Origin of the sequence: Mycobacterium sp. 4858, assembly GCF_900240975.1 — a bacterium.
GTDB lineage: Bacteria > Actinomycetota > Actinomycetes > Mycobacteriales > Mycobacteriaceae > Mycobacterium.
Window position 1 is genome coordinate 221,886 of sequence record NZ_LT968776.1, and the last position, 15,576, is coordinate 237,461.

A 15,576-nucleotide genomic window follows, 5' to 3' on the forward strand; every position below is an offset into this window, starting at 1 on the left:
CCGCCGATCGGCCTACTTTGGACACGGTCAAAACTCGCACCTCCGTCCCAGGCAACCGCCGCTGAACGTGGCGTCGGCGGCGAGCAGCGCCTGGTCGGAACCGACGTAACTGAGCACCTGTCCTTCCCGGGTGCCGTAGCGGTAGACGGTGATGCCTTTCACTTTGGCCTTCCACGCGGCCAGGTAGATCGCGCGGACGTCCTCGACCGTCGACTCCGCCGGCAGATTGACGGTCTTGGAGACCGCGGCGTCGACGTGCCGCTGCACGGCGGCCTGCATCCGCAGGTGCCATTCCGGGGCGATTTCCGCCGCGGTGGGGAACGCCGCGCGCACCTCGGGGGGCACGTGCGGGTCTCCGCGCACGCCGCCGCACCGGGCGATTTCGGCGATGAGGTCGGGATGGTAGAAGCCTCGGTCGCGGGCGAGGCGGTCGAAGCACGGGTTCACTTCGAGCAGCCGTCGCCCGATGACGGCACGCACGTAGGCGATCGCGAACATCGGCTCGATCCCCGCGCTCGTGCCGGCGATCAGGGAAATCGTGCCGGTCGGTGCGATCGAGGTGAGCTGGGCGTTGCGCCGTGGCGCCGACCCCGCAAACCGGCTGTCGCCGAAGGCCGGAAACGGTCCGCGTTCCTCGGCCAGTCGCTCCGAGGCGGCGTGCGCAACCCGGCCGATGGTGCGGGCGATCCGCCCGGCCAGTCGAACGCCCCGTTCGCTGTCGTACGGAATGCCCAGGCCGGCCAGCATCTCGGCCAGGCCCATCACGCCCAGCCCGACCTTGCGTGTGGCCGTGGTGGCCGCCTCGATCTCGGGGAACGGGAAGCGGCTGACGTCGATGACGTCGTCCAGGAAGCGCACGGCGAGTTCGGCCACCGCCGCGAGGCGGTCCCAGTCGACGCCACCGCCGGTGACCATCCGGGCCAGGTTGATGGACCCCAAGTTGCACGATTCGTAGGGCAACAGCGGGACTTCGCCGCACGGGTTGGTCGCCTCGATCCGGCCCAGCGCCGGCGTGGGATTGGCGCGGTTGATCGTGTCGAGGAACACCAGCCCCGGATCCCCACACCGGTGCGCCGCCTCGCAGATCGCGGTGAACAGGTCGGCAGCGTAGACGGTCGCGACCGTCGCGCCGGTCCTCGGGTTGACCAGGCGGTGGCTGCGGCCTGCCCCGACGGCGCGCAAGAACTCGTCCGTCACCCCGACCGAGAGGTTGAACTGGTTGAGCTCGCTCGGCGAGCCGGATTTGGCGGTGACGAAGTCGTAGATGTCGGGGTGCGACACGTCCAGCACGGCCATGGACGCGCCGCGCCGGCGACCACCCATCGAGATGACCGCGGCGGCGTAGTCGAAAAGCCGCAGAAACGACAGCGGCCCGCTGGCCGTGCCCCCGGTGCGGGCCACCAGGTCACCGGCGGGCCGCAGGTGGCTGAACGCGTAGCCGGTCCCTCCCCCGGCCTGGTGGATGTCCGCGCCTTGGGCGAGCGCGGAGAAGATCGAGTGCAGCGAATCCTGCACCGGGAGAACGAAACAGCCGGAGAGCATGCCCAGCTCGGTACCGGCGTTCATGAGCGTCGGCGAGTTGGGCAGGAACTCGAGGCCGCGAAGCATCGCCGAAAATCGTTGGGACCACATGGCCGAGGACCCGCGACGGTACCGCTCCTCGGCTGCCGCGACATGGTTCGCGACGCGGTCCATCATTTCGCCGGTCGACTCCACGGGCCCGCCACGGTCGTCTCGCCGCAGATAGCGTTCGCCCAGCACCGTCACTGCCGCCACACTCAATTTCAGTTCATCGCGCACGCCTATCAGCTCTTTGGTCGCGCGCAGCTCGGCATGCTGCTGGCGGTAGACGACGTAGGCGCGGGCCACGTCGTCCAAGGCGGCCGCCCCCAGCTGCGCCTCGACCAGATCCTGGATGTCCTCGACCGTGGGAATACCGCTGCGGGACCGACCCACCAGGGCGTCGGCTACCGAACTGGCGAGCGCACCGGCCAGGTCGGGGTCGCGATGCCCGGCCTCGCGCGCTGCCCGGGCGATCGCCGTTTCGATGCGGCCCAGGTCGAACGGCACCAGGCGCCCGTCCCGGCGCCGGACGCTCGACGGCCACCGTGCGGACCGCGCTGTCCCGACCATCATCCGAGTATCCCCGTCGCGCCAAAAGTCGTCGCCCGAAACGGGATAAGGACTTCCGTCCCTACCCTGGCGCCGGCTCGCGTGGTCGGATCGAAGGTGTCCGTTTCAGGCAAGTGACAACACAAGTGACAACATCTGTAGGAGAAGACAATGACCACCAGCCTGCCCGCGGCCCAAAAACCGCACCCGCTGTTCCCCGAGTTCTTTTCGGCGTTCCCGTCCTTTGCCGGACTCCGTTCGATGTTCGACACCCGGCTCATGCGGTTGGAAGACGAAATGGTCGACGGCCGCTACGAGGTGCGCGCCGAGATCCCCGGCATCGACCCGGCCAAGGACATCGATATCACCGTCCGCGACGGTCAGCTGACCATCAAGGCCGAGCGCAGCGAGAAGAAGGAATTCGACGGCCGATCGGAATTCTCCTACGGCTCGTTCGTCCGCACCGTGTCGCTGCCGTCCAACGCCAACGAGGACGACATCAAGGCCACCTACGACAAGGGCATTTTGACTGTTTCCGTGCCGGTTTCGCAGCCCGCACCCGAGGAGAAGCACGTCAAAGTCGCCGCCAAATAGCCGGCTGAAGTGCGGGCCCGGGCAGCGTCGCCCGGGCCCGACCTGCTGGTTGCGCGGGCGGATTCCGGTGATGACTTTGGGCCCTATCCGCAATCTTCGCGTGACGCAATAATGGCGACGTCTGACGTAATTTTGCTGGTGCGATTTGCGGCCGAACAAAGGAGCATCACGGCTATGGGCAATAGCCCGACGATGTTGTTGACCGACTCTGACGTGGACGCCCTGGCTTCGGAATTCCTGCAGTCGCGGTATCTCGGCCCGATTTATGCCGACTGGTCCCCCGATCGACGCCTGGACACGTTCCTGCGGCGCCGTGGCCTGTCTCGCGTTGCCGACGACGGCGACCTGGCCAACAGCGTCCTGGAACGAATCATGGTCCACGTGGGCCGTACCTCGCGGTTGGCGCGAGGCTGATCGTTTCCCGCGGGTCGCGCCACGCGAGGCCCTGCCGGGCTCAGTGGCGTTGTTCCGAAGGCAGGTAACGTTTCTCGACGGCGTCCACCAGTTGCTGGCGGATGCGTTCCAGATCGGCGGCGCGACGGGCTTCCAGGTCGTCCTCCCAGGCCGCCACCCGCGTCGCGAGCTCCTTGTCGGCGATGGTGCCTTCCAGCCAGTGGGAGAAGTCGCCCCGTTCGAGATGGTATTCGAGCGCTTGCTGGTCGAGATGCCGCAACGCGACCGTGAAGTCATGCATCGTCGCGGCCGGGGCGATGGGCAGGCCGTCAGGGTTGTGGAAGTAGAACCGCCGCTCCGGCGGAAGGTGGATGTCGGCATATTTGTGGCGGTGCCGGACGTGCCTGGTGTGGCGTTCCCCGATGGTGAACTCGCGGGGTGGCCCCGAGCCGAATCGGATGGTGGCGCGGCGCCGGGAGGCGAGGTCCGTGGCCGCGTCGGACCGGGTGAGCTCCAGCACGACGTCGCTGCTGTCGGCCTCGTGGGCGGGCAACGATGCCGGGACGAACGAGCACAGGACGTAGCCGCCGCGGCGTGCCCAATGAGCTTCCTCCCCCATGCCGAGGAGGTGGGCCTCGTCGTACACCACCCAATGCGGGTAGCCGTACCGTTCGCGGTGCGCCTCGGCGGTCGATCGAAGCCGATGCACGTAGTCGGTCTTGCCCGGCTCGGCGAGTCCCGACAGATCGACCACCATGCCGGAGTTGGGACGCAACGCGTTGACCAGCTCGGCGGGTTCCGGGAGGTGGTGGCCGCCGTCGACGACCTGCACGTGGCCGAGCTGCTGCAGCTGCAGGTGATCACCCTCGGGGTCGATGACCAGAACGCAGTAGCCGGCCGAGACCCATCGCTCCGCCATCAGGCCGACGAGATAGCTCTTGCCCGACGCGGCCGGGCCGGTGACCAGGATCCGCGCCTGGCTCCCCGGCAACCTGGTGGGGGTCCCGTCCTCGAACGTTCCGATCTCGAGCCAGTGGCGCGACGGGCAGAATCGTTCCGCCCCAGAAAGATACGGGCTGTTCAGCAGTCCGGCGACACCGCCTCCATCCGGCTCGTCCAGGACCACGTCGGCGAATCGCCGCACCGACGAGACGGCGTTGGCCACCGCCGCACCGACCTCGGCGACGCCGAGCAACGACAGATCGTTCTCCGCGTCGCCCACGGCCACGGTGTTGTGGGGCGACAGGTTCATCGCCTCCAGGAGCGCGGTCAAGCCGGTGCCCTTGGTGATGCCCGCCGGCAGCACCATCAGGGCGGCGCGGTTTCGGACCAGCTGGTAGTCCATTCCCAGCTCACCGATCACCTCGGCGACGTCCGCGACGTGCTCACCGTCGACGGCCACCAGCACCTCGCCCCGCCGGAACGGGATCCCCCGATCGTTGAGCGCTTCGTCGAGCTCCGGACCCACCGCCGGCGTGAGCGACCGGGCCTCCCCGTCGAACCACACCACGGCACCGTTCTCCAGCACCAACGCATCGACGTGGCCGGCCAACTGAGGGAACTCGGCGTGCAATTCGGCCCCGATGCGGCCCGTGACCACCACGATCGTCAGGCCGCCGCCGCGTGCCCGGTCGATCGCCCGCAGGACCTCTGGATCCAGTTTGCCGCCCGACGTGAGGGTGCCGTCGAGGTCGACCGCGACCACCTTGAAAAACGCCAAAGCCTCGCCCACCTGTATTCGCCGAACGCAATCCGAATGCTGGCGCCGGGAGATCCGATCTCCCGATGCCCATGCTCAACGTATGGCCGGCCGCCCGTGGCCTTCTAGGGCCGTTCGTCCCGTTCCGCTTTGACGAGTGGCCCGGACGCGTCACGGCGCCGAGCCGTCAGGCGGCGCCCAGCGCATCCTCCAGCTCAGCCAGCGACTGCTCGGTCAGGGGTATCAGCGTCTCGATGTCGGGCACCACGTCGCGGCCCGCGGCGTAGCCGAATCCGACCCGGTCGGCGTAGGAGCACGTCGTGATGTTGAGCCCATGGCCGTCGTAGACCGTCGAAACCGGATACATTTCCTCGATACGCGCGCCGTTCCAATACATTTCGGCAGCCGGGCCGCGAACGTGCGAAATCGGCAGGTTGTATCCGGTGCGGATCTTCGGCGTGAACGGCAGCAGCGGGCCGATCGCCGTCGTCGCGATGCTTCCGGCGTTCGTCAGCAGTGACGCCGCCGCTCCCCGTTTGGCCACCCAGTGCTTTCCCTCCGACATCGATCGGTGAATGGCATCGAGCCGGGCCAGCGGGTCATCCAGATCGGTGGCCAGCGGGCACATCCAGAGCCCGAACCTGTTGCCATGTCGATCGTCTGGCGATTCGCCCTCACGGTCGCGCACCGTGATGGGGCAGGCGGCCACCAGTGACCGCTTGGGCAGCTCCCCGATATCCAGCAACCAGCGGCGCACCACCCCGGCGGCCATCGCGGTGAGGACGTCGTTGACGGTCACGCCGGCCGCCTGCCGCACGGCGTTGATGCGATCGTTTGCCCAGCTGCCCGCGGCCACCGCGCGCTCGGGGCCCAGGCGGGCGTTGAACCGGGTGTAGGGCGCCCCGAGGGGCAGCGCGGTGGTGTGCCCGACCAGGGCGTCCAGCACGGTGGCGATCTCGCCGGTGGCCACCCGCCCGACCAGCCCCGCCCCCGACACGGCGGCGCCGGTGAGCGACCGTAGCGGCGACAACAACCGGGAGATCAGCCCGCCCGACTCCGGCGACGACCCCGCGGGCTCGCCACAGGAGTCGGCATAAAACGGTGCCATCGAGCGCCGGTCCGGGTCGTCGCTGAGCGCATCGGTGATCATCCGGAATCCGGCCACACCGTCGACGACGGTGTGGTGCACCTTGATGTAGAAGGCGAACCGGCCCCCGTCGAGGCCGTCGATCAGATACGACATCCACATCGGCCGTGACCGATCGAGGCCCAGTGCGTCCAGCTCGCCGATCAGCCGCCACAAACCGTCCCCGGAGACGGTGCGACGCTGGCAATGTCGGCTGATATCAACGAGATCCATGTGCCGCCAGACCCACATGCCACCGGTGTCCACACCGCGGTGCGGATACTTGCGCAACCGGGGATCGATCGAGCCGTTCCCGGCCAGCGTCATCCGATGCAACTCGTCGACGTAGTCGGGCCCGGCGTCGCCGGGCGGCGACAGGATCAGCACGGCACCGACGTGCATCGGGTTGGACACCCACTCCGCGGTCATCATCGCCGCGTCGAGCGGATCCAGCGGGTTCATCGTCGAACCTCCGCGGCTAGGCGGGGCGGTCGTGCTCGTCTACGGTACCGGTCAGCAGGCCCGACTGCTGCAACGCCGCCTCGACGAACCGCTGCACCGGTCGGGCGCGGAAGAATCCGGTGTGCCCGCCGCGGTACCAGACGATTTCGGGTTTGCCCCAGTGCTCCCAGAGGCGGACGACCTGCTCGCGTGGGTGCACCACCTGATCGGCGACGCCCGCGTAGATGAACCGGCCCGGCATGGGCACGAGCGGGGCCAGTGACAGGGGTGACGTCATCCGTCCGATGGGCTCGGCGAGTTCGATCGTCTGGCGGCGGGGATCGCCGGCGGCAAGCCCGGAGTGCCGACTGAGCAGGCCGACCAGGTCCGCGACCGGGACACCGAGGATCGCGCACGTCAGCCCGGTTTCGAGGCTGGCGACCAACGCGGTGATGTAGCCGCCCAGCGACAAGCCGTTCAACCCGATCTGCGATTCGGGCTCTTGGCGGCGTATCCAGGACAGCAACCGCCGGATGTCCCACACCGCCTGCCCCGTCGCATGTACGTCGTCGAGGACGTCCTCTCCGGGGAAGACCGCGCCCTTCGGGAGGCCCCTGGCGCGGGGCCCGTGCATCGGGAGGACCGGCATGACGACGTTCAAACCGAGATCTTCGTGCAACCGCCAGGCCCGGAACAGGGCGAGATCCAAAGCGGCTCGGCCCATTTCGGTTCCGTGGATGCACACCAGCCATGGCCGCGGTTGCGGATGGCGAAGCAGCAGGGCGTATTCGCGGTTGTTCGCGGTGTAGCCCATCCACCGGTCCGCGCCCGGCTCGCCGGGCCGGGGCAGATACCCGCTGTCGAAGGACATGCGATAGAAGGTGCGCTTGCCCTTCTTGACCTTTCGCACGTCGACGTCCGAAAGCGGTGGCGGGGCACCGAAAAACCTCTTGGGGTTGTCGAGCCATCCGCGGTCGCCGTAGAACTTCAGCCCGGCGACCACCTCGCTCGTGATCCGCTCGAATTCTTCGGGGCGGCTGACCGGGCGTCGCGCCTTCAGGCCCAGCAGGACGACCTCGTCGCGAAACGCCTGCGCCGCCAGGGCGAGGGTGGGTCGCGCGATGGGAAGCTCGTCGGGCGCCTGGCTCAGGTAGTCGCGCCACGACTCGGCGACGTACCGACCGGTGCTGGTGAACGGTTTGACGGCGCTGCCCAGGCCGACGCCCCCGGGCGGGGTCAGAGGCAAAGGGCCCGGGCGCCGGGGAGCACCGTTGTTGGTCGATACCGCCATGGTGGCAAGTTAGCAGGCGCGCGAATCGGCGTGTTAGGGACTTACGGCCCGGTCACGGCCGCGAAAGTCCTTGGCCGTCAAGCCGAGGGCCGGCGCCCCGGCCCGGAGCCCCCTGACCGGGCGCGAAGGGCCTTCCGTCACTCGTGTCAAAACGACCGCAAGCAAGCATCGAGGCGGTCCGCAACGCGCATCAAGTTCTTCCGGAACGTGGTCCGAAGCGCCGGTCAGGCCGTCAGCAAGCGCGACGACTGAACCTCGCCCGCACGGGCTGCCCGCTCATTCGACGTCCGGCTCCCCGGACAGCAGCAGGATGGCTTCTCGCGCGGCACGCTGCAGTTCGACCGCCGCGGTCCAGCTGTTGCCCGAGGGCCTGATGGGCTCACCGACGGTGATGTCGATGGCCCCATGTCGCGGGAAGTGGTGTTCTGGACGCAGGATGGTCCGCGTCCCGCGAATCCCCACCGGGGTGACGGCCACCCCGGTCCGGGCGGCCACCACGAAGGCACCCATGTGAAACGGCCGCAGGCCGGGCGCGCGGGCCAGGCGGCCTTCGGGGAAGATGACGAGCGACTGGCCGGCACGCACCAGCCCGGCCAGCCGGTCGGCGTCCGCCACGCCGTGTTCGCGCTCGTGGCGCTCGACGAACTGGTGGCCCAGCCGCCTCAGTACGAATCCGTTGATCCCTTGATGCTCAAGGACTTCGGCGGCGACGAAGCGAAACGATTGCGGCATGACGCAGGCCAGCGCCAACGGATCGATCCAGCTGGGGTGGTTGGCCACCGCGATTGACGCGTCCGGGGGAAGGTGGTCAAGGCCGTGCACGGTGATCGCGGTTCCCGTGAGGCGGGCCAGCAGCCGGACCGCCGCCCGCGCCACCTGCCACCGCCACCCCGCGCGTGGGAGCAGCAGCACCAAGACGGCGACCGACAACCCCAGCGTGGTGTACACCGCCCACGCGTAGCCGGCGAAGGCCAGATCCGCCCCGGCGCGCCGGGCGCGGCGCAGCGACGGTGCCGCGCCGCGCAGGCGGAGCCGGGCCAGTTCCCACCACAGCGCGCGCGGTCGCGCGCCGATCTTGCCGGCCTGGTAGATGGCCCGGCTGGCGGACCGGCGGATCTTGCCGCTGGATGTCTTCAACACCGTGCGCGGCGGCGCCAGCACCACATCGTCGGGCGCTACCCCGAGCAGATCGACTGTGGTGGCTGCGATTTCGGAGCGTAGTGCCGCGCGTGCGTCGTCCCGCAGCGCTCGCGTCTCGGCCATGACGACGAGCCGCTCGGGGCCGCCGGAGGGATCGGGAGAGGCGAACACCGCGACACAGCCCTTGCGGACACCTTTGATGCCGCCCACCGCTTCTTCCAGTTCCGCGGGGTGCAGGTTGCGCCCGGCCCGGATGATCATGTCCTTGATCCGGCCGGTCACGTAGACGTCGGCCTCGACGGTGTACCCCAGATCGCCGGTGTCGAGCCAGCCGTCGTGGAACAGTGCGCGCGTCGCCGCCGGGTTGTTGAAGTAGCCTGCTGTCGCCGACGGCCCGCGAAACTCGATGCGGCCTTCGCGGCGGTCGCTCAACTCGTTGCCGGCGGCGTCGACGATGCGGATTTCATGTCCCGGCAGCGGCCGGCCGCAGGCGACGAATCGTCGGTCCCGCTCCCCGGGCCTGGCGGGCTCGGCCCGCCCGGACCTTGCAAAGGTGTCTCGGCGGATGCGGTCGATCACCGGACCGCGGCCGGGCGGCGGAAACGCCAGTCCCACCGACGACTCCGCCAGCCCATACACCGGGGTCATCGCTTCCCGGCGAAATCCATACGGGGCGAAGCGATCACCGAAGCGCTCGATGGTGTCGGCGCTCACCGGTTCGGCACCGTTATAGGCCAACCGCCAGCTGCTGAGGTCCAGTCCCTCGATCTCGTCGTCGCGGATCTTCGACAGACACAGTTCGTAGGCGAAATTGGGTCCGGCCGACATGGTGGCGCGGTTGGCATGAATCGCCCACAGCCATCGCGACGGGCGGATCAGGAACGCCTGCGGGCTCATCACCACCAGCGGCACACCGAAGTACATGCAACCGAGCCACGCACCGATCAGGCCCATGTCGTGGTAGAGCGGCAGCCAGCTGACGAACGTGTCCGACCCGGTCACCCCGGCGGCCTGACCCATCACCCGGATGTTGGCGAGCAGGTTGCGGTGTGTGAGTGCGACGCCTTTGGGCTGCCCGGTGCTGCCGGAGGTGTACTGCAACAGTGCGAGGTCGTCCGCCCGCGGCCGGGCAAGCGGTCGTGTGGCGCCTTCGCCTGCGCGCGTGAGGGATTCGGGTACGACGACGTGACGCAGGCTTTCGACATTCGAGCGCAGCAGGTGGCCGAGGGTGACGGCCTCTTCAACCGTGACGAGCAGCGTGGCACGGGCGTTGCTGAGGATGCCTGCGGTGCGGCGCAGGTGATCCGGCAGCTGGGACGGGCGCGCCGGCGGGTAGACCGGGACGGGCACGGCGCCGGCGAGGACCACGCCGGCGAAGGTCACGAAATACGCCCTCGAGGTGGGCAACATGATCGCGACCGCCTCGCCCGGCGCCACGTCGTGTGCGATCAGCCCGGCCGCCACGGCCGCCGCCTCCCGGTGCAGGGCGCCATAGGTCATGTCGGAGCCGTTCGGGGGGTCGCCCGTGTCGTCGAGGATGCGCAGATGGGTCCGGTCGGGCGTGGCATCGGCGTGCCAACCGAGCATGTCGTTGAGGCTCTGCGCGGACTCCGGCGTCGAAGCGGGCGGCGCGGTAGCCGGCAACGAAACGACACCACGGCCCACCCGCACCGCCGGACGGCCGCGCGCCAGGGCCGGATTGAGGGCCGTCACCAGGTCGCGCGGCGTCTCGGCACTGGACAGGATGTGCGGCGGCAACGCCACCCCGAACTTGTCCTGGACCCGCAGCAACAATTCCGCCAGCTCCAGGCTGCCGATGCCGAGTGTGTCGAAGGGGCTATCGAGCGTCACCGATGGCGACGCGGCCTGTGGGTGAACCTCTTCGACGAGGCCTCGCACCAGGGCCAGGACCGGAGGAGCGCAGTCTTGGGTCGCCATTGGTCACGAAGCGGCCGGGGATCCGAAAGCGCACCCGATGAGCGACTCCATGGCACGACTCCTCGAACTGCAATCCTCGAACTGGCGAATCAGTCCTCATGGTGCGGGCGTGCCCGGCTTTCCGGTAAGGGCGCAAAGCCATCAAACCGCGGGGCGTTTGTCACTCGGGGCGCTAGTCGAATGCATGGATCACCTGGCGGGCCACCTGCCCGATCTGCTGGTACATGGCGCGATCGAGGGGCAGATCGCGGAAACGGGGGATCTCCCCCCTCGTGGTGACCACGCCCGGTTCCTCGTGCGCCCAGTGGGCGTCCACTTTGTCGCCCAACGCGCGCGCGGGCGGATTGTCGGACAGCACGCGGGCGTGGAACCGCTTGATGCCGTCGACGCGGGCCGCGACCGCCAGTGCGCCCAGCAACAGCGTGCCGATTCCACGGCCCTGGTAGCCGTCCGCCACGGTGAGCGCGACCTCCGCCGAGGCCGGATCGTCTTGATCCCGGACGAAACGGGCGTCAGCGACGACCGGGCCCGTCACGCCGTCGGTGACGACCCAGACGAAGTGGTCGACATAGTCGACCTCGAACAGATAGGTCAGCCGCGCGTCGGTCGGGGCGCCGCCCTGGTACCGCCGGTACAGGGTCTCGCGCGAGAAGGAACCGCTGCTCTTGAACCGCTCGGCGTCACCGGGCAGGACGGGGCGCAACGAGAGCGCGGCGCCGTCTTTGGTCGATACCGGGATGGGGGCGACGTAAGCGGCCAGCCGCTGCCGCGCGGTACGCAGCAACCTCTCGGCGATAACCGGCATGGCCAGCATGAGGTCGAAGGCGGCGCTGTATCCGGTGTAGCCCGACACGTCCTCCCGCGCGGTCACCGTTGCCGTCCGGCTCGCGTGGCGCAGCAAAGCGATCTCGCCGACGACGGTCGCGCACGACAGCTCGGTGGTGATCACCCGCCCCTTCGGGCCGACATGCCTGATGGCGACCGAGCCGGACGCGATGATCGCGAATGATTCCGCTGGCTCCCCCTGCCGCATCAGGACCTCGCCGGCGGCGGCATGCAAGGGCTCGAGGAGGGTAGCCAACCCCGCGAGGTCCTTCGCCTCGATATCGGCGAACACCGGCAGCGCCGCCAGTTCCTCGGCGCTGACAGACATCACAGCGGGCCACCCGTCAGCCTCAGACTCCGTCCCGAGTCACACCCCGATTGCGAATCCATTGCTAATGCGGTCATCTCGCCGAATTCGGAATCCAGGACCCTTGAAACGAGTAACGTGGCCATGCACCATCCGCGATGTACGGTACGCGACCGGCACCGCCATCGCCGGAGAAGTAAGTAGGTGACCGCAGTGACAAAAGACCCTGCCGGACTGGGACTTCGGCAGGCCGGAAGTAAGACCAAAGCCTTTCGGTAATCGTGCTCTTGGCCTCTACGGCCGGACCTTCGGGACTGGTCGAATGGATCGTTACGGCTAATGGGGAGGGGACATGAATACAGCGAAGTGGCGGCAACATTGGCCTCAGCGTAAGCCCACGGCCGCGATCTATCAGCTGACCGATCGCCTCCACGAGGGACATGTCGCCCGCGTGCCCGCCAATCAGATTCCCGAAACCGTGTCCGCCTGGCTGGCCGAACTCGGTGCCCACAGCCCCTTGGTCGACGACCTCGAGCGCGCCGTTCGAGGCGGCGACTGGTCCGCGGCACACGCCCTGGGCGAGTGCCTGTCCATCGAGATAGCCCCGACGGACTGACAACCGCCGCCGGTCGGACGCGGTCCCCGGGGACGTTTGCCGACCTTCCACGTGACTTTCGTCTCTATCGCCGGACCGCCACCCTCCGCAGGATCGAATCATATGCCGGTGCAGCACGCCACCGGTTCCCGTTCGGCAACAATGGATTCGAGCTATGAAAGCATCACTCGCCTCAACGGAGAGGCCCGATTTCCGCAAGATCGAGAACCGCGCGCCGTCGGTGGCACAGATGTTCGTCAACCGCGTCGCCGCCACCCCGCACGCGGAGGCCTTTCGCTACCCACAAGACCACACCTGGGCAAGCGTGACCTGGCAGCAGGTCGGCGAGCGCGTCAATAATCTCGCCGCGGGCCTGATCTCGCTGGGAATCGAGCACGAGGATCGGGTCGCGCTCGCGTGCGCGACCCGTTACGAGTGGGTGCTCGTCGACTTCGCGATCATGTGCGCGGGCGCCGCGACCACCACGGTCTACCCGACGACCAACGCCGGCGATGTCGCCTACATCGTCGCCAACTCCGGCAGCCGGGTGGTGGTCGCCGAGAACCAAACTCAGCTGGACAAGCTGCTCGAGCACCGCGCCGAACTGCCCGATGTGCGCAAGGTCGTCATGATCGACGGCAACGGCGACGGCGACTGGGTGATCTCCCTTTCCGACCTGGATCTGTTGGGCAAGCAACTGCTTGCCGATTCACCCGACGCCGTCAACCAGCGGATCGCCGCCGTCGGCCCCCAACAGCTGGCCAGCCTCATCTACACCTCCGGCACCACCGGGCGGCCCAAGGGTGTGCGGTTGACGCACGGGGCGTGGACGTACACCGCGGCGGCCATCGATTCGCTGGACATCCTGGGCCCCGACGACCTGAATTTCCTCTGGCTGCCGCTGGCGCACGCGTTCGGCAAGGTGATGCTGGCGTTGCCCCTGCAGATCGGTTTCCCCACGGCCATCGACGGCCGGGTCGAGAGGATCATCGATAACCTCGCGGCCCTGCGCCCGACCATTATGGGCGCGGCGCCGCGCATCTTCGAGAAGGCGCACGCCCGCATCCAGGACATGGCCGCCGAGCAGGGCAGGCTCAAGAAGATGGTCTTCGATTGGGCGATCGGGGTCGGCCTGAAGGTGTCGAAAGCCCGGCAGGCCGGCAAGGCTCCCTCGCTGGCGTCGTCGCTGTCCTACAAGGTCGCCGACCGGCTGGTGCTCTCCACGATCCGGGAACGGTTCGGCGGGCGCCTGCGGTTCTTCGTCTCCGCGGCCGCGGCCCTCGACCGCGACGTCGCGCAATGGTTCGACGCGGTGGGCATCATCGTGCTCGAAGGCTACGGGCTGACCGAGACGGCGGCCGCATCGTTCATCAACCGCCCCAACGCATACCGGTTCGGGACCGTCGGCCGGCCCTTCCCGGCCACCGACGTCAAGATCGCCGACGACGGCGAGATCTTGCTCAAGGGGCCCGGTCTGATGACCGCCTACCACGGCCTGCCGGACGCCACGGCCGAGGCGCTCGACGGGGACGGCTGGTTCCACACCGGCGACATCGGGCAGATCGACGCCGACGGGTTCCTGCGGATCACCGACCGCAAGAAGGACATGTTCAAGACCTCGCAAGGCAAGTACGTGGCGCCGTCGGCGATCGATGCGCGGTTCAAAGGCTCTTGCCCGTACGTGAGCGAGATCGTCGTCTACGGCGAGGGCAAGCCATACTGTGTCGCTCTGGTCAGCCTCGACACCGAGGCCATCACCGACTGGGCCGACAAGAACGGTCTGGCGGGTAAGTCGTTCGCCGAGATCGCGCATGACGACAAGACCCAGGAGCTGATCGCCGGCTACATCGACGCCTTGAACGCCGAGCTGAATCGCTGGGAGCAGATCAAGAAGTTCACCATCGCCGACCGCGAATTCACCGTGGAGTCGGGCGATCTGACGCCCAGCATGAAGCTCAAGCGCAAGGTGGTCATCGAAAAGTTCGCCGACCCCCTGGACGCCCTGTACGGGTGAACGGCGCCTCTACCGTTCTTGGTAAAGCTACGGCTGGACCGAGACGACGGTGACGGTTCCCGACCAGTAGTCGCCGACGTAGAGCCGTTCGCCGTCCGCGCTCACCGCCAGCGCTTCGGGATGACCGTCGAAATCGATGGTGTCCGTTACGCATTGGGCGATGGTGTCGACGATCGACACGCTGCGCCCGCCGAAGTTGCTCACATAGGCGTATTTGCCGCTCGGGCTGATCCGCACACAGCGCGGCAGGTCCCCGGCCGGCATTCGCTCCGCTTCGCCGGCGACCGTGTCGATCACCGACAACGAACCGCTGTTCACCACAAACGCCCGCAAGCCATCCGGCGTGATTTGCGCCTCGATCGGCTTGTCTCCCAGGTTGATTGACCTGACGTCGAAGGACACGAGATCGATTGCCGAGACACGGCAATGGTCATAATGTGTCGCGCACAGCAGCGACCCGCCGATGGTGATCATGTCGGGCGCGCCGATCAGGTCAACCGTGTGGATCACCGCATCCGTTGCGGTGTCGATGACCGCGAGCGAACCGGCGTCGTATTGGCGGTGGTGATCGCTGGGTCGGCACAGCCCCACGTACAGGCGTTGGCGTTCGGCGTCGGCCACCAGGCCGGTGACGACGCGGCCGTCGAACGCGGCCACGGCGCCGCCGATGGCGGCGCCCTCGCCGAGCGCCCACACCAGCCCTCGATTCGCGGCATTGCCGGCCGCGTAGACCACCGCCCCATCCGGTGTGTCGACCTGCTGCACGCAGCACGCGCCGGGAATGACACCGACGCGGTGGTCGGATATGTCGATCACCGAGATCGAGCCGCCGTGGTTGACGGTGTACAGCCGGCTGCCGTCGGCGCCCATCGTCAGCGCCCTGGGATGCGCCCCGACCGGGATCGCGCACGAGACCTCGTGCTGGCTGCTGATGAATGCCACCGAGTCGCTCAGCGCCGCGTAGCCAACCGAGTTGCCGGGATTGGCGGTGAGGTCGTGCAGCCGGTCGTCGAATGTCACCTGTGCGATGACGGATCCCCCGGTTCGTCGTTCCACCCGTCCCATCGTTGGCAAGCCGGCGGCGAGGAAGTAGGGAAGAAA

At 68.2% G+C, this 15,576-nt stretch carries 11 protein-coding genes; 4 read left to right on the forward strand and 7 right to left on the reverse strand.

The features are described 5' to 3' along the window. Positions 1 to 27: 27 nt before the first annotated feature. Positions 28 to 2,133 (reverse strand): adenosylcobalamin-dependent ribonucleoside-diphosphate reductase, encoded by a 2,106-nt coding sequence (locus tag C1737_RS09230; protein ID WP_102419871.1) that lies wholly within the window; start codon positions 2,131 to 2,133, stop codon positions 28 to 30. A 150-nt stretch (positions 2,134 to 2,283) separates the two neighbouring features. Between C1737_RS09230 and C1737_RS09235 the strand changes: the two genes are divergently transcribed. Continuing rightward, complete coding sequence (locus C1737_RS09235; RefSeq protein WP_067918629.1) at positions 2,284 to 2,706, forward strand: Hsp20/alpha crystallin family protein; 423 nt, start codon at positions 2,284 to 2,286, stop codon at positions 2,704 to 2,706. Positions 2,707 to 2,904: 198 nt separating this feature from the next. Then, the gene (locus tag C1737_RS09240) at positions 2,905 to 3,120 is read left to right on the forward strand and encodes a hypothetical protein (RefSeq protein ID WP_197509063.1); all 216 of its coding nucleotides are present in this window, start codon (positions 2,905 to 2,907) and stop codon (positions 3,118 to 3,120) included. A gap of 40 nt (positions 3,121 to 3,160) precedes the next feature. Here the strand turns inward: C1737_RS09240 and C1737_RS09245 are convergent, their stop codons facing one another. The 5 genes from C1737_RS09245 to C1737_RS09265 all read right to left on the reverse strand — a co-directional run bounded on the left by C1737_RS09245 (position 3,161) and on the right by C1737_RS09265 (position 11,887). Then, complete coding sequence (locus C1737_RS09245) at positions 3,161 to 4,831, reverse strand: HAD-IIB family hydrolase (RefSeq protein WP_233214727.1); 1,671 nt, start codon at positions 4,829 to 4,831, stop codon at positions 3,161 to 3,163. A gap of 154 nt (positions 4,832 to 4,985) precedes the next feature. Next, complete coding sequence (locus tag C1737_RS09250; protein WP_068097161.1) at positions 4,986 to 6,386, reverse strand: wax ester/triacylglycerol synthase family O-acyltransferase; 1,401 nt, start codon at positions 6,384 to 6,386, stop codon at positions 4,986 to 4,988. A 16-nt stretch (positions 6,387 to 6,402) separates the two neighbouring features. Next, positions 6,403 to 7,656 (reverse strand): S9 family peptidase, encoded by a 1,254-nt coding sequence (locus C1737_RS09255; protein ID WP_067918636.1) that lies wholly within the window; start codon positions 7,654 to 7,656, stop codon positions 6,403 to 6,405. A 276-nt stretch (positions 7,657 to 7,932) separates the two neighbouring features. Then, positions 7,933 to 10,734, reverse strand: coding sequence for an AMP-binding protein (locus tag C1737_RS09260; protein WP_102417934.1), 2,802 nt, complete (start codon positions 10,732 to 10,734; stop codon positions 7,933 to 7,935). A gap of 172 nt (positions 10,735 to 10,906) precedes the next feature. Beyond that, the gene (locus C1737_RS09265; protein WP_199182820.1) at positions 10,907 to 11,887 is read right to left on the reverse strand and encodes a GNAT family N-acetyltransferase; all 981 of its coding nucleotides are present in this window, start codon (positions 11,885 to 11,887) and stop codon (positions 10,907 to 10,909) included. A gap of 331 nt (positions 11,888 to 12,218) precedes the next feature. Here C1737_RS09265 and C1737_RS09270 point away from each other — a divergent pair, with 331 nt between their 5' ends. Continuing rightward, a complete protein-coding gene (locus C1737_RS09270) occupies positions 12,219 to 12,482 on the forward strand; it encodes a hypothetical protein (protein ID WP_067918642.1) in 264 nt (87 codons plus the stop codon). Between the two features lie 154 nt (positions 12,483 to 12,636). Beyond that, entirely contained in the window at positions 12,637 to 14,475 is a 1,839-nt protein-coding gene (locus tag C1737_RS09275) for a long-chain fatty acid--CoA ligase (RefSeq protein ID WP_068097166.1), read from the forward strand. Between the two features lie 27 nt (positions 14,476 to 14,502). Here C1737_RS09275 and C1737_RS09280 read toward each other — a convergent pair whose 3' ends face one another. Continuing rightward, the gene (locus tag C1737_RS09280) at positions 14,503 to 15,531 is read right to left on the reverse strand and encodes a YncE family protein (protein WP_142393443.1); all 1,029 of its coding nucleotides are present in this window, start codon (positions 15,529 to 15,531) and stop codon (positions 14,503 to 14,505) included. Between the last annotated feature and the right edge of the window lie 45 nt (positions 15,532 to 15,576).

Bases quoted from the DNA above. Each gene is read 5' to 3' on its own strand.
- C1737_RS09230 (WP_102419871.1), bottom strand. From the start codon at position 2,133: ATGGTCGGGACAGCGCGGTCCGCACGGTGGCCGTCGAGCGTCCGGCGC.
- C1737_RS09235 (WP_067918629.1), top strand. From the start codon at position 2,284: ATGACCACCAGCCTGCCCGCGGCCCAAAAACCGCACCCGCTGTTCCCC.
- C1737_RS09250 (WP_068097161.1), bottom strand. From the start codon at position 6,386: ATGAACCCGCTGGATCCGCTCGACGCGGCGATGATGACCGCGGAGTGG.
- C1737_RS09255 (WP_067918636.1), bottom strand. From the start codon at position 7,656: ATGGCGGTATCGACCAACAACGGTGCTCCCCGGCGCCCGGGCCCTTTG.
- C1737_RS09260 (WP_102417934.1), bottom strand. From the start codon at position 10,734: ATGGCGACCCAAGACTGCGCTCCTCCGGTCCTGGCCCTGGTGCGAGGC.
- C1737_RS09265 (WP_199182820.1), bottom strand. From the start codon at position 11,887: ATGTCTGTCAGCGCCGAGGAACTGGCGGCGCTGCCGGTGTTCGCCGAT.
- C1737_RS09270 (WP_067918642.1), top strand. From the start codon at position 12,219: ATGAATACAGCGAAGTGGCGGCAACATTGGCCTCAGCGTAAGCCCACG.
- C1737_RS09275 (WP_068097166.1), top strand. From the start codon at position 12,637: ATGAAAGCATCACTCGCCTCAACGGAGAGGCCCGATTTCCGCAAGATC.